The sequence below is a fragment of the Saccharopolyspora kobensis genome, from assembly GCF_900108315.1.
Taxonomy (GTDB): domain Bacteria; phylum Actinomycetota; class Actinomycetes; order Mycobacteriales; family Pseudonocardiaceae; genus Saccharopolyspora; species Saccharopolyspora kobensis.
Genome location: NZ_FNVB01000002.1, coordinates 766,379 through 789,612 on the forward strand (window position 1 = coordinate 766,379; position 23,234 = coordinate 789,612).

The following is a 23,234-nucleotide window of genomic DNA, read 5'->3' on the forward strand; positions in this document are numbered from 1 at the left end:
TCAGCGGGTGAGCTCGCGCAGCGCGGCGAGCTCGGCGTCGGCCTCCGCGTCGCTCATCGCCTGCACGTCGCCGTCGTCGTCCCGGGCGGCCTGGTCCTCCTGCACCGGGGCATCGTCGGGGGCCACTTGGCTGTCGATGAACCTCGCCAGCGCGCCGATCGAGGGGTGGTCGAACACGATCGAGGTCGGCAGCGGCACCCGGGTCGCCGCTTCGAGCGCGTTCTTCAGCTCCACCGCCGCCAGGGAGTCCAGGCCGAGCTCGACGAACCGCGCGTTGCTGTCCACCTCGCCCGCCGAGTCGAATCGCAGCACCTGCGCGACCTTCTCCCGCACGATCCCGGTGATCGCCTTCGCGCGTTCGTCGGCACCCATCCCGATGAGCGCGCCCGGGTCGATGGTGTCGGCGACGGTGACGGTCTCCGGCCGGACCCGGCTGAACAGCTGGTTGTCCCACGGCAGGTTCGCGGTGTAGGCGCCCCAGTCGAACTTGCCGACCACCGCTTGCGCGGCCGGCCTGCCGAGCGCCTTCAGCAGCGCGCGCATCGCCTCTCCCGGTTCGACCAGCTGGATGCCGCGACCAGCGATGCCGCGGATCTGCTGCTCGGAGAGCTTCGCAGCCATGCCGACCTCGGCCCACGGGCCCCAGTTCACGCTCAGCGCAGGCGATCCCGCGGCTCGGCGCCACGCCATGAGGGTGTCCATGAACGCGTTGGCCGCCGCGTAGTTGGCCTGGCCCGCGGCGCCGAGCACCGCCGAGATCGAGGAGTAGGTGACGAAGAACCGCACGCTCGGCAGGTCGGCCACCGCTCGGTGCAGCAGCCAGCTGCCGTCGATCTTCGCGGCGAAGACCTCCCGCATGCTCTCCCAGGTCTGCTTGGCCACCGGTGCGTCCGCCAGCACTCCGGCGGCGTGCACCACCCCGCCCAGCGGCGCGGGCAGTTCAGCCAGCAACGCCGCCACGTCGGACTCGGAGGCGATGTCCGCGCGGTGCACGCTCAGCTGCACGTCCGGACCGAGCCGGGCAGCCAGCTCGGCGCGGCGCTGTTCGTCGATCTCGCGGCGGCCGACCAGCGCGATGCGGCGGGCACCGGCCGCGGCGAGCCGACCGGCGGTCACCTCGCCGAGCGCGCCGAGACCGCCCGTGATCAAGTAGGTCTCGTCCTGGCCGATGCGCACCGGCTTCTCCTCCGCGGGCGCGTCCGCGGTCAGGTCGAGCACCAGCTTGCCGATGTTGGCCCCCCGGCTCAGCACGCCGAACGCCTCTTCCACCTCGTCCAGCGAGTAGCTGGTCGTCGGCGGCGGGCTGATCTCGCCCGCGCGAACCCCGTCGGCCACGATCCGCAGGACCTTCCCGGTCACCGAGTCGAGCTCGGCGGCGGGCAGCTCGCTGAGGTCGAAGTTGTGGTACTCCACGTCCGGTCGCCGTTCGCGCATCTGCTCCGGCGACCAGATACCGATCTTGCCGAGTTCGACGAACCGCCCGCCCTCGGCCAGGCAGCGCGCGCTGGCCGGCACGAAGTCGTTGCTCAGGCTGTTCAGCACGATGTCCACACCGCGGCCCTCGGTGGCTTCGAGCAGCTGATCGGCGAAGTCGAGGGTGCGCGAGTTCATCACGTGCGCCACGCCCTGCTCGTGCAGCAACGGCCACTTGCGGGGGCTGGCCGTCGCGTACACCGTCGCACCGGCCCTGGTGGCCAGCTGCACGGCGGCCTGGCCCACGCCACCGGCCGCGGCGTGGATCAGCACCCGGTCGCCGGGCTGGATCTTCGCGAGGTGGTGCAGCGCGTGGTAGGCGGTGACGTAGGCGGCGGGCAGCGCGGCGGCTTCCGCGAAGCCGATCTCGTCCGGTTTGGCCACCACGACCGCCGAGGGCACCGTCACCCGGCGGCGCAAGCAGCCCAGCCTGCTGAGCATGACCTGTTGCCCCGGCCGGAACTCCGCGTCCGGCCCCGCGGCCACGACCGTGCCGGCGGCCTCGAAGCCCAGCGGCAGGTGCTGGTGCTCCAGCCCGTTGTCCACCGCGTACTGGTGCAGCATGCCGAGCGCGTTCAGCACGTCCTTGAAGTTCAGCCCGGCGGCGTGCACCTGCACGGTGACCTCGTCGCCGACCGGCTCGGTGTCGGGCACCGGCACCGGTTTGATCGCGCCGAACTGGCCGTACTCGGTGACCGACAGCTCGAAGTTGTCGTCTCCGGCCGGCCTGCTCTCGTTCGGCCACAGCCGCTTCACGTGGCGGTTGCCGCCGCGGTAGGCGATCTGGAACTCACCGCCCGAGCTCTCGGCGTTCGCCCACTCGTCGACCAGCGGCAGCTTGGAACCGGCGGGCTCCAGGTCGATCAGGGTGGCGCGCATCGCCGGGTACTCGTTGAGCAGCACGTGGCCGAATCCCCAGAGCGACGCGGCCGCGAGCGCGTCGCCGTCCCGGCCGTCCGCGTCGTCGGCGGGCAGCCACTGCCCGCCCTCGGTGACCAGCTGGACGCGGAGTTCCCGCCCGGGGCCCTGCTCGTCCAGCAGCCCGGTCAGCTCGAGCAGGTCGCGGTAGTTCTCCTCGCATTCCGCGCGCAGCCGGTCGACTCCCGTCAGAGCGGGCTCGGCTCGCCAGAACCAGCACAGATCGGTGATCGCCGGATGCCGCGCGAGCAGCGCACCCGCGCTGCTGGCGTCCGCGGCGAAGTGCAGGGTCAGCCCGGCGGCCGCCAGCGGCCCGGCGAGCTCGGCGAAGTCCGCGGGCGCGGCCCGCACCACCAGGATCTCCCGGGCGCGACCAGGCTGCCTGCTCACCAGCGACCGCTTGATCCAGCGCGGGTGCACCAGCATCCGGGCGGCCGCCTCGGTCAGCGGGTTCGCCACCCGCTTGAGCCGCACGCCGCGCACCGCGAACACCGGGCGCCTGCCTTCCAGCGCCACCAGGTCGACGACGAGTTCGGCGTCGGTGTGCTCGGTCGGCGTGATCAGCACCCGAAGGTCGCCCTTCGGCTTCTTGAGCAGCTCGACGGCGTCGAAGGCCACCGGCAGGTAGGTGTCGCCCAGCTCGACGATGGCACCGACGGTCTGCATCGCGCAGTCCAGCACCGAGGCGGTGAGATGCTCGATGGTGGGCTCGTCGATGCCGCGGAGCTCGCCGATCGCGAGGCCCGCACCGTGCCGCGCCACCGAGCGCACCCGCCGGAACGCCGGGCCGTACGGCAGCCCGAGATCCACGTACCGCGCGTAGAGCCGCTCACCGTCCACTGTGGTCTCGGCGGTGGGCGTCTCGTCGGCCAGCCCGCCGAGCCGCTCGATCAGCTCGGCCAGGTGCGCGCCGCCGGCCGGGGCCGGGCCGATCAGCGCCGTGACGTGGCGCCGCTCGAAGGCGCTGCCGTCACCGCCGTTGCCCTCGACCCTGCTGACGATCTCCACGCTGAACTGGTCGTCGCCTGCGTCCCGCAGCCTGGTGCGAACCTCGGTCGGCGCATCCGCCGTCAGGTACAACGGCTCGTGGATGCCCATCTCGCGCACGAGCCGACGGGTCTCCCCGAACACCGCGTCCTGGAGCGCGAACACGATCTCCGCGTAGCCCGCGCCGGGGAACACGACCTGGCCGCCCACGATGTGATCGGCGAGGTAGCCGGGCGCGTCCGGTCGCAGCGCGGTGCGGAACTCCCGCTCCCCCGCCGCGCGCTGCTGCTCGTTGGTGATCTCGCGCCCCAGCAGCGGGTGGTGCTCCTGCCCGGCCGCCACTTCGAGGTTCCGCGCCGCAGGCAGCCGGTAGGACTTCTTGTCGAAGACGTAGCCGGGCAGCGGGATCCGGCGCAGTGCCGCGCCGTCGTGGTAACCGGGCCACGACACGGGCAGGCCGGCGGTGTAGCACTTGGCGAGCGAGGACCTGATCGCCGTCGCACCGTCCTGCTCGGACCGCGAGAGGCTGGTCAGCCACAGCTGTCCGGCCGCCCCATCGGCGGCGCGGCCGAGGCCGGTCAACGCCGCGCCCGGACCGACCTCGATCATGATCCGCGCGCCCGATGCCAGCACCTTTCGGATGCCCGCGGCGAAGTTCACCGGCTCGGCGATGTGGCGGACCCAGTAGGACGGCGTGCCGACCTCGGCGAGCGTGGCGGACTCACCGGTCAGGTTGGACACGAAGCTGCGCTGCGGCTCGTGGAAGGTGATGTCGGAGAGCTCGGCGAGGAACTCCTCGGCCACCTCGGCCATCAGCGGCGAGTGGAACGCGTGCGACACCGACAACCGCTTGGTCTTGATCCCCTCGGCGCGCAACGACTCCGCGATCGCCTCCAGCGACCGGACGCCTCCGGAGATCACGCACTGCCGCGGTCCGTTCACCGCGCCGAAGCTCACGTCGTCGAACGGAGCGAGCAGTGCTTCGACGTCGGTGGCGGCGGCCTCCACGGCGAGCATGCCGCCCGGCTCCGACACCGACTGCATCATCCGGCCGCGCACCGCGACGAGCTTGACCGCGTCGGGCAGGCTGAACAGCCCGGCCACCGCGGCCGCGGTGATCTCGCCGATGCTGTGCCCGATCAGCACGTTCGGACGAACGCCCCACGACATCCACAGCGCGGCCAGCGCGTACTCCAGCGCGAACAGCGCGGGCTGGGTGTAGCGGGTCTGGTCGATCAGCTCTTCGCTGTCCGGCGCCTCGCCGAACATGATCTCCTTGATCGAGCGGCCGAGGTGCTCGGCGAAGAGCCGGTCGCACTCGTCCAGCTGAGCGGCGAAGGCCGGGTACCGCTGGTGGAGCGCGCGGCCCATGCCCACGTACTGCGAGCCCTGCCCGCTGAACATGAACGCGACGTCACCACCGGTGGGCGAATCGCTGTCGGCGGTGTCGCGCCGGGCCAGCGCCGCGTCGAGCACCTCCACCAGCTCGTCGCGGGTGTCGATCGCGGCCGCGATCCGGGCGGGCAGGTGCGTTCGGCCGACGTTGCCGGTGTAGCAGAGGTCCGCGATCGAGATGTCCGGCTGCTCGTCGAGCAGTTGCCGGTAGCTCCGCGCCTGCGCGTGCAGCCCGGCCGCGGTCTTGGCGGACAGCGTGAACACCGCAGTGCCTCGCTGCGGCGCCTCGGCCGGCTTCTGCTGCAGCGAGGGCGGCGCCTGCTCCAGCACGACCGACGCGATGGTGCCCGCGAAGCCGAAGGAGTTGACCAGCGCCCGGCGCGGCCGAGCGGGCCACTCGCACAGCTCGGTCGGCACCTTCACCCGGTAGCGGTCCCACGGGATGTGCCGCGACGGCGTGGTCAGGTTGATGTGCGGGAAGATCTCGCCCGCCCGCATCTGCTCGATGACCTTGGTGACGCCGCCGACGCCTGCGGCGGCCTCCATGTGCCCGATGTTGGTCTTGACGGAACCGACCAGCAACGGCTCGCCCTGCGGACGCGAGGAGGCGAACACGCTGTCGATGGCGCCGAGCTCGATCGGGTCGCCGAGCGAGGTCCCCGTGCCGTGCGCCTCGACGTAGGAGATGTCGCCGGGCTGCAGCATCGCGCTGTCCAGCGCGGCACGCATCAGCGCCGCCTGCGCGGTGCCGTTGGGCACGGTCAGCCCACCGCTCTCCCCGTCCTGGCGCACCGCCGAGCCGCGCACCAGGGCCAGGATGTCGTCGCCGTCCCGCTTGGCGTCGGACAACCGCTTGAGCAGCAGCATTCCGCAGCCCTCGCTGCGGCCGTAGCCGTCCGCCGAGTCGTCGAAGGTCTTGCACTTGCCGTCCGGGGAGAGCATGCCGGCCCGCGAGTACACGACGTGGTTGCGCGGGTGGTGGGCCGCGTTGACGCCACCGGCGAGCGCGATGTCGCACTCCTTGGCGCGCAGGCCCTGCACCGCCAGGTGCAACGACACCAGCGATGAGGAGCACGCGGTGTCCACGCTCAGGCACGGGCCGCGCCAGCCGAGGAAGTAGGACAGCCGGCCGGCCGCGGCGCTGTGCGCGGTGCCTGCCGCGATGTGCGCGTCCAGGTCGGCGGTCGGCACGCTCTCGACCTCGATCGCGAAGTCCATCTGGCCGACGCCGAGGTACACCCCACCGGTGCCGTCGCGCAGCGCGACCGGGTCGATGTTGGCCGATTCGAAGGCTCGCCAGGCGCATTCCAGAGCCCAGCGGTGCTGCGGGTCGATGCTCGCGGCTTCCTTCGGCGAGATGCTGAAGAACTGCGGGTCGAACTTGTCCGCATCGGCGGTGAAACCGCCGCCGGCGGCCAGCGGCTTGCGGCCGGCCTTCGCCTCGGCCGCCTGGAGTTCGGCCATGTCCCAACGGGTCTCGGGCACCGGCCCGGTACCGTCACCACCGGCGCGCAGGAAGTCGGCGAACTGCTGCGGTGTGTCGTTCTTCCCCGGGTACCGAATGCCCACGCCCACGATGGCGATGGGCTCGTACTTCTCGAGCAACAGCTGGCGAGCCAACTGCTCAGGTCCGTCGACCTGGTTGACGTCGGTCACTGGTGTGGTCTCCAGTTCGCAGTGGTGTGGGCCGGGAATCGGGTTCCGGTCAGTTCTGGTACAGCTCGTCGAGCAGGCTGCCGACCATCGCCCGACGGGATTCCGCGGAGCTGTCCGGTTCCGCAGGTGCCGTCGTCTCGGTCGGGAAGTGCTCGGCGAGCACGTGCTCGCGCAGGTGCTTGAGCAGGTGCGCGGCGGTGGGGTTGTTGAACAACGTCGCCGACTGCACCGGCTGGCCCAGCCGGGCTTCGAGGGTCTCCTTGATCTCGGTGGCACCGAGCGAGGTGAGCCCCAGTTCGAAGTAGCTCTGCTCGAGCGGGAATTCCTCGGACGGCTCCATCAGCAGCCACGCCTTGAACTCGCCCACCACCATCTGCTCGAGGAACCTGGCCCGCTCCGCCGGCGGAGTTGCCGCAAGTTCGTCGACCCAGCTGCTCATCGCTCTCCTCGCGTTCGACGAGATCCATGAGGCATCTCCCGAACGGTTTCCCGTGTCATCATCTGATCCGCATACTGTGATCGCCCCGGGACACCCGACCATCCACAATGGAGGAAATGATGCCCGAAGCGCCCGCCGCCGACGTCCGCGCCGCCGAGCTCGCCGACGCGTTGTACGCCAAGGACGGCACCTGCCGAAAGCTCGGCATCTCGCTGCACTCCGCGCGCCAGGGCGCGGCCACCGTCGGAATGCGGGTGACCGAGGAGATGACCAACGGTCACGGCACCGGTCACGGCGGCTTCATCTTCCTGCTCGCCGACGCCGCCTTCTCCTTCGCCTGCAACACCCACGGCCCGGTGACCGTGGCGCACAGCGCCCAGGTCACGTTCCTCCGGCCGGTGGCGGTCGGCGACGAACTGATCGCCGAAGCGGCAGAACGCCGCCGCTACGGGCGAAGCGGCATCTACGACGTCATCGTCCGCAGGGCCGACGGTGAGATCGTCGCCGAATTCCGCGGGCAGAGCCAGATGCTGTCCGGCCGACCGTTCACACCGGACAGCTGACCGGCTCACCCCGCCGACCAATCCGGGTCGCGGCCGAGGAAACCGAGCAGGCGCTCGAAGTCCGGCGCCTGCTCGGGCACCGGGACGGGCGGCCCGAACCCGGCTCCCGGCCGTTGCCTGGCGGGCCCGTCCGGCACGTAGGTCCTGGCCACCTCGAACGAGGCATCGACGAGCTCGGCTCCGACGGTGCCGCCGAACCGCTCGCCGTCACCGACCGACACCGCGATGTCCCACCCGTGCACGACGTAGTCGAGCAGGTGGAAGCTGACCGCCACCCGCCCGCGGAAGGTCCGGCTCGTGGTGATCTCGCTCAGCCAGACCTCCCGGTCGAGCACGCCGTCCGCGGCGAAGGCGGTGAGCACCGCATCCGCCGCGGCGGCGTAGTCGCGCTTCGGGTCCGCGCCGAGCGGCGCTTCCCGCCACGGCGCCAGGTCGGGCCCGGAACCGGTTGCCGCCGCGGCGAACCCGTAGTGCTGGGCGGTCATGTGCTGCAGCAGACGCCCCACCGACCAGCCGGCGCACGGCGTCGGACGATCGAGCGCTCCACCGGGGAGCGCTTCCACCGCTCGCACGCTGGTCCGCACCGCGAGGCGATTCATCTCCAGCAAGTCCATGCTGCTTCCCCTATCGGTCAGGCATCTGCTGCCGGCTCCGCCAGCACCTGTCGGTCGGCTCAGGCGCCGCCGGTGAACAGCGTGGCCAGCCGGGTGCGCAGCTCTCGCTTCAGCACCTTGCCGGTGACGCCGGTCGGGTAGTCGGCGGGTTCCTCGGCGATGATGACAGCGGCGAGCGGGGCCAGCCCCGCGGCCGCTATCGCCTTGTTCGCCTTCTCCCGCAGCAGCTCCGCGTCGAGGCCGGTCAGGTTCGGCTGCGGCTGGACCACGGCCACCGGGCACTGGCCGGTGCCGTCCCCGGCTGGGATGCCGACGACAGCGCAGTCCAGGACCTCGTCCTCGCAGTCGGCGATCAGGATCTCCTCAAGCGGCAAGCTGTACACCGGCCCGTCCGCCGTGTCGATCACGTCGACGGTGCGGTCCAGGTGGTAGAAGTTGCCCTCGCCGTCCCTGCGGGCGACGTCCCCGGTCAGCCAGTACCCGTTGAGCTCGAAGCTCGTGGTCAGCTTGGAGTCGTTCCAGTAGCCCAGGGTGCGCGACGGGGTCTTCACGGCCAGCAGGCCGACGGTGCCGTCCGGCACCTCCTCGCCGTCCACGTCCAGCACCGCCGCCTTCTCGACCACCTCGAGCGGCTTGCCCACGCAGCGGTCGCTGCGCGGGGTCTCCGGCGTGGTGACCTGCCCGAACAGCGCCATGCCCATCTCCGACGAGCCGAGGCCGTCGATGAACTGCGAGCCCGGCAGCGCGCCTTCCCCGGCCGCTTCGCTGGGCAGCAGCCACGGCTTGATCAGCCCGGCGGGCCGCTCGCCGAGCGACACCAGCCGCCGAATGTGGCCGTAGTGCGCGGAGTCACCGGTGTTGAACCACGAATGCACCTTCGCGGCTCCGGCGGTGGGCAGCTCACCGGTGGCCAGTTCCACGAAGGTCCGCGGGAACGACGCCACCATGGTCGGCTGGAACACCTCCATGACCGGCTCCACCACCTGGCGGCGCCAATCGCCCATCACCATGACCGGCAGGCCCAGCAGGGTGGCGGTCAGGAAGTAGCTCAGCCCGCCGGCGTGGGTGTGCGGCATCAGCGACATCAGCCTGTCGTACGGCTCCGCGGGGAACCGGACCATCCTCGGCTGCTTGCCGTCCCAGAACTGGCGATGCCCCAGGGTGGTCGACTTCGGCGTTCCGGTCGTGCCCGAGGAGTGGATCAGGGCGATGACCTCGTCCATCTCGTGGACGTGCGGGTACACGTCGGGCAGCTGCAGCGACTCCGGGTCGTGCATGCGGACTTCCGCCGCGGGCACGATGAAACGGGGGCGGCGCCGACTCGGGTCGGCCCGGAAGCCGGCCGTCAGCTTGGTCGGATCGTCCGCGACCAGCCCTTCAGCCGCGATGTGGTCGAGATAGCGGATCGCGGTGCCGGTCGGCATCGCATCGTTGATCATCGCCGGGACGGCCCCGAGCGCGGTGAGCGCGAGGAAGTGCAGCAGCGGTTCGAGGCCCTCGCTGACGTAGACGGCGACCGGGTCTCCCGGCCGGACGCCGTTGGCCCAGTACCACGAGGCATAGCGATCGCGGATGGCCTGCAGGTCCAGCAGGCTGTAGCCGCGAACCTCCACCTCACCTCGGTGGTTCGTGCGGTGCGTGTAGGCGAACTGCACCGCGCGATTCGGGTTCACCTCGATCGCCCGCTGCAGGAATGAACCCGCTCCGAGCGTCGGGTCCGCCATGAGCTCCTGGCGGACGGACAGCGGGGCGATGGGGCTCTGCTCGGTCATCGCGACTCCTCGATCGACGCGCTGTCGGTGTTCGGCAGCACTTCCGCGGCCGCCCGGTGGCCGGAGCGGATCGCACCTTCCATGAGCCCGAAGAACTCGGTGCTCGTCTCGGTTCCGGCCCAGTGCACCCGCTGGTGCGGCGTGGTCAGATGCGGGCCGTTGGCGATCCAGTCGCCCGGTCCGAACAACGCCGCGTAGCAGCCGCGGCTGAACTCCTCGTTGATCCAGTCCGTCGCGTGGAACCCGATCGGCTCCGGCAGGCCCGGGAACATCCGGGACGCCTGCTCGAACGCGGCGGCCCGCCGGTCGGCGGCCGGAAGTTCGGCGAAGGTGCGCGCTTCCCGGCCGGTGACGAAACCGGTCAGCACGCCGACACCGCCCTCCCACGGCGAGTCGTCCACAGTGGACAGAAGCGGGCCGTCCGCGCTGACCGACCAGCCGGACAACCCCTGCTCGCGCCACACCGGCCCCGGGTACACCAGGTGCAGCTTGACCGCGCATCCGGGCGCGGTGCGCGAACCGGAGCGTCGCGCAGGCAGCGCGGGCTGGTAGTCGAGGGAGTCCGCGAGCAGCGGTGGCAGCGCGACGACCACCCGGTCCGCCCGTTCCCGGCCGCGGTCGGACACCACGGTCACGCCGTCGGCGTCCTGGTGAACCGCCCGCACCGCTTCGTTCAGCCGCACCTTGTCGCCGAGCCGCGCGGCCAGGTGCTCGCACAGCTGGTGCGCTCCACCGTGGACCCGTTCGGCCTGCGCCCCGCCCTCGAAGGCGTTGAGGAAGCGGATGCCGCCGCCGGAGTTGAGGTAGAACGCCATGTGCAGCACCGAGACGTCGGCCGGGTCGGCAGCCATCATCTCGCCCAGGAACAGCGGGAAGAACAGCTTGGCGTCGGGCTTGAGGTTCTCCTCCGCCCACTGCGCGGCCGTCATCGCGTCCAGCCGTTCGGCGTCCGCGGTGCGCCAAGGCGCCTCGGTGCGCACGGAATCGGCGAGCTCGGCGAGCAGGTCGAACATCTCGCCGAGCTGGACCGCGCTCAGCGGTGGGAACCGCCCGGCACGGGTCTGCTCACCGGACTTCAGCGCGAACCGGCTGGCACCCTCCATCGTGGTCGGAATGGTCTTGAGCCCGCACTCCGCCAGCAAGCGCAGCAGCTCGGTGTGCCGGTCGCCCAGGTAGGCCGCACCGGCGTCGACCCAGTCGCCGTCGGCGACCTCGATGCCGTGCATGCGACCACCGACCCGGTCACGCGCTTCGAGCACGAGCACGTCGGCACCGCCCGCGACCAGCTCGTTCGCGGCCGTGAGTCCCGCCAGCCCGGCACCGACCACGACGACCCTCATGCGGGCACGCTCGCCAGCTTGGCGGACAGCTCGTCCGGCGTCGGCGCCGCGATGAAGTCTTCGATGGTCAGCTCCACACCGCACTCACGGGCGATCGCGCTCAACACCCGGGTCGCCAGCAGCGAATCCCCACCGAATTCGAAGAAATCGGTCCCGCCGTCAACGCCCTGATCTTCCAGGACCCGGCGGAATATCTGAACTAACGCAGACGAATCCATCTCTGTGCCTCCTCGGCGTCATTCCTGACCGGTCATCGCCTCGCGATTACGACGCGTGCTTCCGGTGCGTTCCAGCGCGATCCACTTTTCCGCTGGACGTATAAACGAGTTCGGGTACCGCCCGTGCTCTGCCCGGCACGAGATGCGCCGGGACCGATGCGCGCAAACTGGCGATCACGTCTTTGGCGACCGTCTCGGCCTTTTCCGGGGAGGCCGGGACGACGTAGGCGACCATCGTGGCCCGGCCTGCCGACTGCACTCCCACCACGGCCACCGCCGACACCGCCGGGTGCCGGGCGATGTGCGCCTCGACCTCCCCGGGGTCGACCCGGATGCCGCGGATCTTGATCTCCTGGTCGAGGCGTCCCCGGTGGCTGAGCATCCCGTCCTGAACCCGCTCGACCCGGTCTCCGGTGTGGAAGTAGCGAAGCGGGCCGTCCCCCAGGTCGCGCACCCGGAACCGGTCGGCGGTCGCCTCTTCCATGCCGATGTAGCCGGTCGCGAGCGCCGGCCCGGCGACGAGCAGCTGGCCGTCGTCGTCCAGCGCCTCGACGACGTGCGGCAGCGCCCGGCCTATCGGCGGCGGGACGTCGGCGCCCCACCAGGCACCCTGACCAGGGGCGTCGGGCCCGCACAGGTCCACCGCGTGCGTGACCAGGGTCGTCTCGGTGCAGCCGTAGGTGTTGACCAGCCGGACGTGTTCGGTGCGGGCGCTCGACCAGTCGGCGATCGCCGCCGCGTCCACCGCCTCGCCCCCGATGATCACCAGCCGGACCGGGTCGGGCAGCCCCGCCCCCTCCTCGGCGAGGTGACGGACCAGTTCGCGCCACATGGCCGTCGGCAGGTCGAGGACCGTGATCTCTTCCCGCTCGATCATGCGCAGCATCCGGGGGAACGACCCGGAATGGGCGTCGTCGTGGAAGACCAGCGCCGCACCGGAGGTGAGCGCGGTGAGGATCTCCTCGAAGCAGGTGTCCCAGTTCAGCGAAGCGAACTGCAGAACCCGGTCCGCAGCGCTCATCCCCATCATCTCGCGCAGCGAACGGACCGCCGCGGCGATCGCCCGCCGAGGTGTCATGACCGGCTTCGGCTTCCCGGTCGAACCGGACGTGAAGAGCACGTACGCCCCGCGCCCGGCATCGGTGACCGCCGACCGGGGCGCATCGATCCGGGCCGGATCCGCATCATCGCGGGCATCGGCGGGCACGCCGACCACCGCGACGCCCGCCGGCACCTCATCCGGCGCCGTGCCCACCAGGAACCGGCAGCCGATGGACTCGATCATCTCCGTTCGCCGCGCCGCCGGGTACTTCGGGTCGACCGGGCAGTAGATCCCACCGGCCGCCAGAACGCCGAGCATCGCGACGATCGTGTCGGGCGACCGCTCGGTCAGCACCGCCACCGGGCCGGGGTCGTCACCGAGCCGGCGAGCCATCGCCGCCACCCTGGCGGCCAGCTGCCCGTAGCTCAGCGCGAGCTCGGCCCGCCCGTTCTGCCGCACCGCCGGGCGTTCGGGATGCGCGCGAGCACAGGCAAAGAATGCTTCGACGATGTCCTCGAAGGTCGACTCCCGAACCGAGCCGCCCGAAATCTCCACCCCAGTTAACGACATTTTCCCCATACTCGCGAACACACTGGTCCAACAGTTTTCAAGACGAACAGGAAGTTCAATTCCCGACGATCGCGCAGCGAATGACCCCCACAGATGTCCTATCAGTGGCGGAAACCCGCCGCAGAGTGCCCCAGTAAAGCTACGTGAATGTCGCGGATGTTTCAGTCTTATATCCACTCGATTACGTGAGCGCGACGGTATCAACACCCACCCACACACCGCCAGGTTCGATCACCCACCGGATCGCGGGTGCGCAAACTTGATACTGCATTCAGTTCAATCAGGTGGGTTGAACGGTCGACACCGGCGACCCACCGAGCGCACCCCTGAAGCTTAATCATTCAGGACTAGGTTCGTTGACCTGGAACTATCCGGCCGCCCATCGAGCAGGAGGTGATCTCGATCACGTCCGTGAAAATGGCAAGACTGGAGTGAACGGCCGATTGTTTCACCGTCGCGGCGGGCTACGATCCCGCGCTCTCGAGTTCCGCCGGAGCGTGCCGAGCGGGACCGGGCTGTGCGGCGCACCTTGCAGCCGCACAGCCCGGGTGATCCGGGAAACCGCCGAGCGTCAGCCGAGTTCGGTCACGACCTCGGCTGCGGCACGTCGTCCAGATCGGACCGCGCCCTCCATGTAGCCGATCCAGTAGTCGGTGGTCTCGGTGCCCGCCCAGTGGAGGTGCCCCACGGGCTCGCGCAGGGCGCGGCCGTGGCCGGCCAGCACGCCCGGCGCGGTCACCGCGACCGGACCGCCGCGCGACCACTTCTCGTTGTCCCAGCGAACAAAACCGAAATCGGACATGTTCGCCGCTGCTCGCCCGAAGTACCCGACCAGGCCGCGCTTGCACTCGGCGGCGAACCAGCTCGCAGGCACGTGGTCCAACCGGCGCATCGGCTTCGGCGCGACGAAGCCGATCAGCACGTGCTTGCCGTGGCGGTAGCTCTCGTAAACGACGTCGATGGGCGACCCGTTGCCGACGAGCTGACCGGACAGGCCCGCCTCGCGCCACCACGGACGGTCGTAGATCGCGATGAACTTGCCGATGTTGCCCATCCGGTACCCCGCGGTGAGACGTCGCCGGGCCGCGGGCAGCAGCGGCTCGTAGTCGATGTGACCGCTGATGGCCGGGGACATCGCGACGATCGCCTTGCGACCGCGGTGCACGCCGCGGTCGGAGTGCACGACGACGTGATCGCGGTTCTGGCGGAGATGTCGCACCGGCGCCCCGAACACCACGCGCCCACCGAGTTCGCGGGCGATCCCCTCCGGAATCCGGGCCGCACCGTCCAGGAAGCTCTCCTGGGCCCCGCCGGCGGTGCCCATCAGACGCTGGTAGGTGCCGGGGTTCCGGCTGTCCCCGGCGGCGGCGTAGTAGTTGAGCATGTACAGCGCCGACACCTCCTCCGGCGGCGCGGAGACGACCGCTGAACCGCTGACCCTGCCCAGGATCAGGTGGGCGAGGTCGCTGGAGGAACGTCGGCCGATCCACTCCGTGAACGTGATGGCGTCGAGCTCGGCGGCTCGCGGGTGGCGCCACGGCTCGCCGACCGGGAAACCGGCGGACAGCGCATCGATCTCGGCGATCGCGGCGTCCACCGCGGGGTCGTTCAGCTCGGGCGGAAACGCGTGGTCCACCTCGAAGTAGGACGGCTCTCCATCGCGCCAGAACACGCTCCGCCCGGCCGTGTGGGTCGGCTGGACCGCAACGCCGAAATCGCGCGCCAACGCGAGCATGTTGTCCTGGGTCGGCCCCACGAACTGCGCACCGCCGTCGACGGACAGCCCGCCCGCGGTGCGCACGTCACCGACCCGGCCGCCGGGCCTGGATCGAGCCTCCAGCACCGTGACGGTGAGGCCGGCGGCGACCAGGTCGCGGGCTGCGGCGAGGCCGGCGAGGCCCGCCCCGATCACTACGACGTCGGTGAAGCGCGCACCGGCGGCCGCGGCAGTGGCCGGTGACGCGACAACACCGGCACCCACCGCGAAGGCGGCGCGCAGCACCGACCGTCGATCCATTCCGTTCGCCATGCTTGCTCATCTCCCAACGGACGCTGATGGTGCATTCCGGGAATCAGCTGCGGTGACACCGGCCGGTGCGGCTAGCAACGCCCACCTGCGCGATCCCACCTGCTGACGTTCGTGCTTCTCGAGCGGCTATCCGGTGTGCTGGAGCCATGAGCGGGGCCGGTGCTCGGTGGCGCGTCGAGCCGGTGCACCGGCTTCCTCGATCGCGCCCCGGCGGCCGACCTGCGACGTCCGCCTGCGGCGCACGCGCGCGACACCCCGGTTCCCCCGCCCGGGGAGCGCGGAGGTCAAGAAGGTGGCAGGTTCCTGCCACGAAAACACCCATTCGGAGGTTGTCGAGACGCGTGATAGCACGTCCGGGTACATTTCCGGCGCTCATTCGTGCGAATCCCGATGGCCATTCCCTATCGCGGAAAACTGTCGCCACCCGAGCCCGTCTAAGCGCGCGAAGCGTCGCGGCGAAGCCACCCGGAACGGCAAAAGCGCACGTCACAGCCGCTCGTGCAGAACAGAACAGCCCTATTCGGGTCCACGAAGGAACCAGGTGCACCTCCTTACGCCATCATCGCCTCTTCTAACGTTCCTCCGGGTTCGCGGAAAATGGATACCGGCATCAGCAGCACGGAGGAGACTGGTAACCTCACCCGCGTGGCAGATTCGTCGAATCAGCAATCCGAAAACCACGCATCGTCGCATGACAATGCGACGTCCGAGTGTTCCTCCAGTGAAATCACGACGGCCGGTGCGCAGAAGGCGGGCCCGCGGGAATGGGCCGCGGTCGCCGTGCTCACCTTGCCGGTTCTGCTCATCTCCGTCGACATGACGGTCCTGAATTTCGCCGTGCCGCACATCAGCCGGGACCTCGGTGCCGGTTCCGTCGAACTGCTGTGGATCGTCGACATCTACTCGTTCGTGCTGGCCGCGCTGCTGGTCTCGATGGGCGCGCTCGGCGACCGGATCGGCCGGCGCAAGCTGCTCATGTTCGGCGCCGCCGGATTCGGCGTCGCTTCGCTGATCACCGCGTTCGCCCCGAGCGCCGGCGTGATGATCGCCGCCCGGGCCCTGCTGGGCGTCGCGGGCGCGACGCTCATGCCCTCCACCCTGTCGCTGATCCGGAGCATGTTCCCCGACGGCAGGCAGCGGCAGACCGCCATCGCGGTGTGGGCTTCCGCGCTGTCGGCCGGTTCCGCGCTCGGACCGCTGCTCGGCGGCGCGCTGCTCGAATTCTTCTGGTGGGGTTCGCTTTTCCTCATCAACGTGCCGATCACGATCCTCGTCATCGTTTTCGCACCGATCCTGGTGCGTGAATCCAAGGCCGCGCAGCTCGGCAAGCTCGACCCGGTGAGCGTATTGCTGTTGGCCGCCGCGATGTTCCCCGTGGTCTACGGAATCAAATCGTTCGCCGAGCACGGATTCGATCCGCTGGCCGCGGCCCTGTTCCTGGTCGGCGCCGCCAGCGGGGTGGTGTTCGTCCGCCGCCAGCTCAAGCTCGACGAACCGCTGCTGGACATCGGCCTGTTCTCCATCCGCCCGTTCACCATCGCCGTGATGCTCAACCTGATCACGCTGTTCGCGATGATCGCGGCGCTGTTCTTCCTGACCCAGTACCTCCAGATCGTCCTGGGCCTCAACCCGTTCGTGGCCGGCCTGTCGCTGCTGCCCGGCCTGCTGCTCGCGGTCCTCGCCAGCTTCCTCGCGGTCCCGGTCTCCCGGTGGCTGCGCACGACCGGAACGCTCGTCGTCGGTGTCGGTCTGATGGTCGTCGGGTTCGTGATGTTCACCCTCCTGCCCGACGGCGAGCAGGTGACCTTCGCCGCCATCGCGTTCTCCTTCGTGTGCTTCGGCATGGGGCTGGCCCAGACCCTCACCAACGACGCAGTGGTCAGCTCCGCCCCGGAGGAACGCGCAGGCGCGGCATCCGCCGTCTCCGAAACCGGCTACGAACTCGGCGCCGCCCTCGGCGTGGCCGTGCTGGGAAGCGTCCTGCTGGCCTCCTACCAGTCCGGAATGCCCGACGCACCGGGCGAAGCCGCGCGCAGCGTCGCGGGCGCCGCGGAACTCGCGGGAAGCATGCCCGGCGGAGCGGGCGAAGCCCTGCTGCAGCAGGCGTTCTCGGCGTTCATCAGCGGCATCCACGTCACCAGCGCGGTCGCGGCGGCAATCCTGATCGCCGCCGCGGTGACCACGGCCGTGGTGCTGCGGAAGGCCCGTGCGCCCGAAGCCGGGGCCGGAAGCTGACGACCGGGGGTGTCCGTTCCTCCGGGGAGCGGACACCCCCCGCTTCACCGCGCTCACAGCGTCTTGATCATCCCGCCGTCGAGAACGATCTCGGCCCCGGTGAGGTTGGGAAGCACGCCCGAGGCGACCAGCACGATCAGGCGCGCGATCTCCTCCGGCTCGCTGAACACCCCGGTGGTCACGCCTGCCTGAGCGGGCAGACCGGCGAGCAGCTCCTCCTGGCTGACCCCGTACTGCCGAGCCAGTTTGGCGCCTTCGCTGTCAGGCCCGGTCCACACCGCCGTGCGCACCAGGCCGGGGGAAACGGAGTTGACCCGGACTCCCTGCGGTGCGAACTCCTCGGACAACGCCTTCGTCACGCTCGCCAGCGCCGACTTCGCGGCCGAGTAGGCGACGACTCCCGGAAGCGGGAGCCGGGAGTGCACCGAGCCGACCATCACCACCGAACCACGTCGCTCGACCAGCGAGGAAAGCCCTGCCCGCGTGGCGCGAACGGCGCTGAAGAACGTGGCTTCGAACTCCCGGTGCCAGGATTCCTCCGACACGTCGAGGAACCCGCCGTCCTGCGACTCCGACCCGGACACGTTGTTGATCAGGACGTCGATGCCGCCGAACTCCCCGATCGCGTGCTCGACGAGCCGGGCGGGTCCGTCCGAAGTGGCCAGATCGACGGCGAGGACGTGCGGCGTGGCCTCGCTCAGCGCGGGGCTCGGCGCACGCGCGCCACCGAGCACTCGCGCTCCGCAGCTCACGAGCTCGCGCACCACCGCCAGACCGATGCCCCGGCTCGCTCCCGTGACGACCGCGTTCTTCCCGGCGAGGTCGATCCCCATCGGCCCGGTCACGCGGACCACCGGGGTTCGACCCGATCCTGGTCGGACATCAGCATGTGTTCCTCCTCGTCGTGGTGAGCAGCCGCGGCGCTCGCACCGCTCAGTACCTGTTGGCGGGTCTCGGTCGCCAGGCTTTCAGCGCGCCGCAAGGAGAAAGGCGTCGACGACCTGTGCCGCTTGCGCCGGGTTGAGCCTGGGATCGCAGACCGAGCGGTAGTCGGGGAACGCCAGGTGTTCCTCGAACCGCTCGGGGCCGTCCACGCATTCCGTCACCGGGTCCGGAGTCAGCTCCAGGTGCAGACCTGCCGGCCACTGCCCCCGTTCGCGCAGGACCCGCACGAACGTCGTCACCTCCTCCAGCACGGCGGGCAGGAATCTCGTCTTGACGCCGCCGCTCGTGCGCGAGGTGTTGCCGTGCATCGGGTCGCTGAGCCAGACCACCGGCCCGGCATGCCTGGACACCTCCTCCACCAGGAGCGGTAATCGCCTGCCGACCTCGCCCGCGCCCATGCGCACGATGAGCGTCAGCCGCCCTGGGATCCGGTCCGGGTTGAGCTTGTGAACGAGCTCGACCGCCTCCACCGGCGTGACTGCCGGACCGATCTTCACCCCGATCGGGTTCTGGACGGACTCCGCCAGCCGCACGTGCGCGCCGCCGATGTCCCGCGTGCGCTCACCGACCCAGCCGAAATGCGCGGACGCCGCGAACTTCCCCGTCGAACCGGATCTGACCAGCGGTTCCTCGTACGGGAGCAGGAGCAGTTCGTGAGCCGCGTAGACCCGCTCGGCGGCCGGCCTGCCGATCCACGAGGAACGCATCGTGTCCAGCACCGCCCGAGCGCTGTGGTAGGCGGTCAGCAACCGGTCCGGGTCGGGGGTCCTCAGCACGGGGTCAGCGGCGATGTCGTTCACCGCGTCGCCTCGGTAGCTCGGCAGGCTCCGGCCGTCTGGCAGCTTCTCGTGGGAGGTGGACCTCGGCTTGGCGTACTGGCCCGCGATCCTGCCGATCGTCACCACGGGCAGCTCGGCGCCGGAGCGCAGCACCGACGCCACTCCCTGGAGGTGGTCGAGCTTGCGCCGCACGGTGCTGGGCTCGGCGTCCGCGAACCGTTCGGCGCAGTCGCCGCCCTGAAGCACCAGGGCTTCACCGAGCGCCGCTGCGGCCAGCACCTCGCGGAGGCTGTCGATCTCGTCCTCCGTGGTGAGCCCGGGCAGATCGCTCAAGGTGCGGCGCGCCCGCTCGACGAGTTCACCGTCCGGCCAGTCCGGCTGCTGTGCCGCCGCAGCCGTGTTGAGGGAAAGAGTCACTGAACACCGCCTGAATTGTATGAACCGAGCGTCGCGAAACTTCGTTCCTTCTCCCGCGGCAATGGCCGCCCGTGGGGTATCCGGTCACCCGGAAGCACGACAACGAACGACACGGCGGGCTTTGTCCAGCTTCATCGGTAACCCCGCGACTGCGTGTGGCCGCACTGCCTCTTCGCGGATTCACTAACGGTCTCCGACAAACAGCCTAGCGGTCGGCTGCCGAACGGTTTTCCGGAACGGAGACTAGCACGACCCGTTCTTCCGCACGACTTCCGCGAACAGCTCGACGAAATGCTCCGCGACAGCCGACAAGTCCGTTGACCTGGCCTTTTACCCACCTCCATCGCAGATGGCCGACCATTTCGCACCCACAACGTCAGGAAGCTGCCATTCCCTGGAGATCCACCCGACCGCGTGCTGTAATTCGACCAAGCCGAAGCCCAAACCCGGGAGGCACGCCCATGGCGGAAAACTCAGCGGATTCCTCCCCATTGACGAAGCTGCGGGGCGAGCTCGACAACATCGACGAACGACTCCTCGACATAGTCAGAGAACGCATCGATTGCTGCGTCCGCATCGCCCGCCACAAGAATGAGCACGGCATCCCCATGATGCAGCCCCACCGCATCGGGATCGTCCAGGAGCGGGCCGCGAACTACGGCCGGGCCCACGGCGTCGACCCCGATTTCCTGCGCCGGCTCTACGACCTCATCATCGGCGAGACGTGCCGGGTCGAAGACATCGTGATGGGAAACAGTCCGTCGAATTGATCGCGCCTGGAGAACCCAGTTCGGCGCACGAGACCAGCGGAGAGCGTTCCATTGCTGCGGACGTTGCTTATCGACAACTACGACTCCTTCACCTACAACCTGAACGACCTCCTGCATCGCGTCAACGGCGCGGCCCCCCACGTGGTCACCAACGACACGCCCTGGTCGGACATCGACCTCTCCCGGTACGACTCCATCGTCGTCTCCCCCGGACCGGGTCGCCCGCAGCGGGAGCGCGATCTCGGCATCTCAGCACTCGCGCTGAAGCAGTCCCAGATCCCCGTCCTCGGCATATGCCTCGGGCACCAAGGGATCTCCCACCTGCACGGTGGCCGCGTCGAGCACGCCCCCGAACCGATGCACGGCCGGGTGTGCGAGGTGCACCACTCCGGGACGGACCTGTTCTCGGGCCTTCCCTCACCTTTCAAGGCGGTTCGCTACCACTCGCTGGCCGCAGGCGATCTGCCCGCCGACGTCGAGCCGTTGGCCTGGACCGCCGACGGCGTCGTCATGGCCCTTCGCAGCCTGCGCGCACCGCAGTGGGGCGTGCAATTCCACCCGGAATCGATCCTCAGCGAATTCGGCGCCGATCTGCTCTACAACTTCCGGAGGCTGGTGGAGGACCGGGGCTCGCCGTCCGAGCCGACCGCACCCGCTCACCGCCGGTCGCGGTACCGGATCGAATGCCGGGAGATCGACGCCCTCCCCGAGACCCAGGAGCTGTTCGTCGAGCTGTACGGATCCTCGGAGAACGCGTTCTGGCTCGACAGCTCCAGCGCCGACCGCGGTGTCGGCCGGTTCACGATCATGGGCGACGACTCGGGCCCGCTCGCCGAACACCTCAGCTACTCCGTCTCCGATGGCACCTGGACGATCACCTCCGGCGGCCGGTCCGAAGAGGTCGCGGCAGGGTTCTTCGAGCACCTCAACGACGAGCTCGCCAACCGCCGGGTCGAGCACCCGTCGCGGCTGCCGATCGACTTCAACCTGGGATACGTCGGCGCTCTCGGCTACGAGCTCAAGGCGGAGACCGGTGTGCGGAACCAGCACGTCTCACCGCGCCCGGACGCCCAGCTCATCTTCGCCGACCGGGCGATCGTGGTGGATCACCAGGCCCGCCGCAGCTACCTGCTGGCTCTGATCGACCCGCGCGCCCCCGAGACGATGCGCGGCAGCGCGGAGTGGCTCGACCGGACCTCCGAGGTCGTTCAGCGGCGCTCGGCGGCTGGAGCGGCCACTTCGGAAGCACCCGGCGCCGAGGACGGCGAACGACCGCGGATCCGCTTCGACCAGACGCGCAGCGCATACCTGGACAGCATCGCCACCTGCCTGGAGGCGATCACCGACGGCGAGTCGTACGAAATCTGCCTCACCAACACCGGCGAGACCTCCCCGCTGGCCGATCCGCTGCGGACCTACCTGCGGCTCCGGTCGACGAGCCCGGTTCCGTTCGGGGCGTACTTGCGCGCAGGCAGCACGGCGGTTCTGAGCGCCTCCCCGGAACGGTTCGTCGAAGTGCGCCGGGACGGCCGCGTTCAGGCGAAGCCGATCAAGGGCACCCGCCCGCGCGGTGAAACGCCGGAAGCCGACGCCGAACTCGTGCGCGACCTGGCGACCAACGTCAAGGACCAGGCGGAGAACCTGATGATCGTCGACCTGCTCCGCAACGACCTGCACCGGGTGTGCGCGGTGGGCAGCGTGCACGTGCCCAAGTTGTTCGACGTCGAGACGTACTCGCACGTGCACCAGCTCGTCAGCACCATCGAAGGGCAGCTCGCAGCCGGCAGCACGGCCGTCGACTGCATCCGCGCGGCCTTCCCCGGCGGGTCGATGACCGGTGCGCCGAAGGTCCGCACCATGGAGATCATCGACTCGCTCGAGCGGAGAGCGCGCGGCTACTACTCCGGTGCCATCGGCTGGCTCTCGCTGAGCGGCGCGGCCGATCTGAACATCGTCATCCGGACGCTGGTCAACGACGAGCGGTCCTGCACCTTCGGCGTCGGCGGAGCGATCGTCTCGCTGTCGGACCCCGAGGAGGAGTACCGCGAGACGCTGGTGAAGTCGCGGGCCATGGTTTCGGCCCTCGGCGCGGCCATCGAGGACATCTGATGGCCGACGAGCAGCGCGCACGGCACGACGCGGACCCGCGCCCGCGGGTCGCGGTCGTCGGCTACGGCAACGTCGGCCGCTTGTTCGGCGACCTGCTGGCCGAGGCGGACTGGCACGTCACGGCGATCGACCCGCACTCCCCTTCGGGAACGCCGCCCGCGGGCGGCGTTCCCGATCTCCGCGTGCAGGCCGACATCGGCCGGCCCACGCCCGAACTCCGGCGAGCGCTCTCCGACGTCGACGTGGTGATCGTCGCGGTTCCCGAGCGGGCGGCGCTGGCCGCCGTGGACGTCATCGACGAATGCGTCGGCCACGACGTCAGCATCGTCGAGACGCTGTCCCGCAAAGCGCGCTTCCTCCAGGCCGCTGACGACGTTCTCGCGCCGCGCCCACTGGTGAGCCTCAATCCGCTCTTCCACCCGTCGCTCGGCTGGGTCGGGAACACCGTGACCGCCTCCGTCGTGCGAGGTGGCTCGAACGTGGACCGGCTGCTGCACCTGATCGGTGCAGCCGGTGCCCAGGTGCACCACCTCTCGCCCGGGGAGCACGACCGGTGCGTGACGGTCGTCCAGGCAGTCGCGCACGCCGTCATCCTCGGCTTCGCCACCACGCTGCCGCGTCTCGGTCTGCCGCCGGCCGACGTGATCGCCTGCTCGCCCCCGCCTGCCCGGGCCCTGCTGGCGCTGGCGGCTCGGGTGCTGACGGCGAACCCGGAGACCTACTGGGACATCCAGAACTCCGGAGAACCGGGCGCGACGGCGCGAACCGCCCTGCGGGAATCGGTGGGCGAACTGGACGACCAGGTGCTCACCGGAGACGACACCGCCTTCGAGCTCGCGTTCGCCCGGTTGCGCACGTGGCTCGGCGACGACATCGACCGGTTCGCCGACGACGCGGCTCACCTGCTCGGCGCCCTGGTCGCCCGGAGAAGCGATTCCCGCACCGCCGAGCGGTGAGCACGCC

At 70.1% G+C, this 23,234-nt stretch carries 15 protein-coding genes; 5 read left to right on the forward strand and 10 right to left on the reverse strand.

From position 1 onward, the window contains the following. Together C4T78_RS03415 and C4T78_RS03420 are read right to left on the reverse strand one after the other, a co-directional pair. Positions 1–6,429 (reverse strand): type I polyketide synthase, encoded by a 6,429-nt coding sequence (locus C4T78_RS03415; protein WP_218161463.1) that lies wholly within the window; start codon positions 6,427–6,429, stop codon positions 1–3. 49 nt (positions 6,430–6,478) lie between these two features. Further along, complete coding sequence (locus tag C4T78_RS03420; protein WP_093347342.1) at positions 6,479–6,868, reverse strand: acyl carrier protein; 390 nt, start codon at positions 6,866–6,868, stop codon at positions 6,479–6,481. Between the two features lie 119 nt (positions 6,869–6,987). Between C4T78_RS03420 and paaI the strand changes: the two genes are divergently transcribed. After that, positions 6,988–7,431 carry a hydroxyphenylacetyl-CoA thioesterase PaaI gene (gene paaI / locus C4T78_RS03425; RefSeq protein WP_093347340.1) on the forward strand — a complete coding sequence of 148 codons (444 nt, stop codon included), beginning with the start codon at positions 6,988–6,990 and terminating at the stop codon, positions 7,429–7,431. 5 nt (positions 7,432–7,436) lie between these two features. Here paaI and C4T78_RS03430 read toward each other — a convergent pair whose 3' ends face one another. The 6 genes from C4T78_RS03430 to C4T78_RS03455 all read right to left on the reverse strand — a co-directional run bounded on the left by C4T78_RS03430 (position 7,437) and on the right by C4T78_RS03455 (position 15,016). After that, positions 7,437–8,045 (reverse strand): TIGR03086 family metal-binding protein, encoded by a 609-nt coding sequence (locus C4T78_RS03430; protein ID WP_093347339.1) that lies wholly within the window; start codon positions 8,043–8,045, stop codon positions 7,437–7,439. Positions 8,046–8,104: 59 nt separating this feature from the next. Then, positions 8,105–9,817 carry a class I adenylate-forming enzyme family protein gene (locus tag C4T78_RS03435; RefSeq protein ID WP_093347337.1) on the reverse strand — a complete coding sequence of 571 codons (1,713 nt, stop codon included), beginning with the start codon at positions 9,815–9,817 and terminating at the stop codon, positions 8,105–8,107. Next, positions 9,814–11,157 carry a flavin monoamine oxidase family protein gene (locus C4T78_RS03440; protein WP_093347336.1) on the reverse strand — a complete coding sequence of 448 codons (1,344 nt, stop codon included), beginning with the start codon at positions 11,155–11,157 and terminating at the stop codon, positions 9,814–9,816. The genes C4T78_RS03435 and C4T78_RS03440 overlap by 4 nt, the downstream gene beginning before the upstream one ends. Continuing rightward, positions 11,154–11,375 carry an acyl carrier protein gene (locus C4T78_RS03445; protein WP_093347334.1) on the reverse strand — a complete coding sequence of 74 codons (222 nt, stop codon included), beginning with the start codon at positions 11,373–11,375 and terminating at the stop codon, positions 11,154–11,156. Before C4T78_RS03445 ends, C4T78_RS03440 begins: the two co-directional genes overlap by 4 nt. 46 nt (positions 11,376–11,421) lie before the next feature. Continuing rightward, positions 11,422–12,987: an AMP-binding protein gene (locus tag C4T78_RS03450; RefSeq protein WP_093347332.1), complete on the reverse strand. Its 1,566-nt coding sequence runs from the start codon at positions 12,985–12,987 to the stop codon at positions 11,422–11,424. A gap of 571 nt (positions 12,988–13,558) precedes the next feature. Further along, positions 13,559–15,016 carry a flavin monoamine oxidase family protein gene (locus C4T78_RS03455; RefSeq protein ID WP_093347331.1) on the reverse strand — a complete coding sequence of 486 codons (1,458 nt, stop codon included), beginning with the start codon at positions 15,014–15,016 and terminating at the stop codon, positions 13,559–13,561. A gap of 498 nt (positions 15,017–15,514) precedes the next feature. Here C4T78_RS03455 and C4T78_RS03460 point away from each other — a divergent pair, with 498 nt between their 5' ends. Further along, positions 15,515–17,251 (forward strand): MFS transporter, encoded by a 1,737-nt coding sequence (locus C4T78_RS03460; RefSeq protein WP_235863053.1) that lies wholly within the window; start codon positions 15,515–15,517, stop codon positions 17,249–17,251. A 53-nt stretch (positions 17,252–17,304) separates the two neighbouring features. Here the strand turns inward: C4T78_RS03460 and C4T78_RS03465 are convergent, their stop codons facing one another. Continuing rightward, on the reverse strand, positions 17,305–18,096 hold the full coding sequence (locus tag C4T78_RS03465) for an SDR family NAD(P)-dependent oxidoreductase (RefSeq protein WP_235863052.1): 792 nt from the start codon (positions 18,094–18,096) through the stop codon (positions 17,305–17,307). Positions 18,097–18,219: 123 nt separating this feature from the next. Next, entirely contained in the window at positions 18,220–19,392 is a 1,173-nt protein-coding gene (locus C4T78_RS03470) for a 3-deoxy-7-phosphoheptulonate synthase (protein WP_093347326.1), read from the reverse strand. A 491-nt stretch (positions 19,393–19,883) separates the two neighbouring features. Here C4T78_RS03470 and C4T78_RS03475 point away from each other — a divergent pair, with 491 nt between their 5' ends. Genes C4T78_RS03475 through C4T78_RS03485 form a run of 3 tightly spaced genes read left to right on the forward strand, consistent with a single transcriptional unit; the run spans position 19,884 to position 23,227 of the window. Continuing rightward, positions 19,884–20,162 (forward strand): chorismate mutase family protein, encoded by a 279-nt coding sequence (locus C4T78_RS03475; RefSeq protein ID WP_235863051.1) that lies wholly within the window; start codon positions 19,884–19,886, stop codon positions 20,160–20,162. 51 nt (positions 20,163–20,213) lie between these two features. After that, entirely contained in the window at positions 20,214–22,271 is a 2,058-nt protein-coding gene (gene pabB, locus C4T78_RS03480; protein WP_235863050.1) for an aminodeoxychorismate synthase component I, read from the forward strand. Then, a complete protein-coding gene (locus tag C4T78_RS03485; protein WP_093347320.1) occupies positions 22,271–23,227 on the forward strand; it encodes a prephenate dehydrogenase/arogenate dehydrogenase family protein in 957 nt (318 codons plus the stop codon). The genes pabB and C4T78_RS03485 overlap by 1 nt, the downstream gene beginning before the upstream one ends. The last annotated feature ends 7 nt before the right edge of the window (positions 23,228–23,234 follow it).

Bases quoted from the DNA above. Each gene is read 5' to 3' on its own strand.
- C4T78_RS03440 (WP_093347336.1), bottom strand. From the start codon at position 11,157: ATGAGGGTCGTCGTGGTCGGTGCCGGGCTGGCGGGACTCACGGCCGCG.
- C4T78_RS03445 (WP_093347334.1), bottom strand. From the start codon at position 11,375: ATGGATTCGTCTGCGTTAGTTCAGATATTCCGCCGGGTCCTGGAAGAT.
- C4T78_RS03435 (WP_093347337.1), bottom strand. From the start codon at position 9,817: ATGACCGAGCAGAGCCCCATCGCCCCGCTGTCCGTCCGCCAGGAGCTC.
- C4T78_RS03485 (WP_093347320.1), top strand. From the start codon at position 22,271: ATGGCCGACGAGCAGCGCGCACGGCACGACGCGGACCCGCGCCCGCGG.
- paaI (WP_093347340.1), top strand. From the start codon at position 6,988: ATGCCCGAAGCGCCCGCCGCCGACGTCCGCGCCGCCGAGCTCGCCGAC.
- C4T78_RS03430 (WP_093347339.1), bottom strand. From the start codon at position 8,045: ATGGACTTGCTGGAGATGAATCGCCTCGCGGTGCGGACCAGCGTGCGA.
- C4T78_RS03455 (WP_093347331.1), bottom strand. From the start codon at position 15,016: ATGGCGAACGGAATGGATCGACGGTCGGTGCTGCGCGCCGCCTTCGCG.
- C4T78_RS03450 (WP_093347332.1), bottom strand. From the start codon at position 12,987: ATGTCGTTAACTGGGGTGGAGATTTCGGGCGGCTCGGTTCGGGAGTCG.
- C4T78_RS03420 (WP_093347342.1), bottom strand. From the start codon at position 6,868: ATGAGCAGCTGGGTCGACGAACTTGCGGCAACTCCGCCGGCGGAGCGG.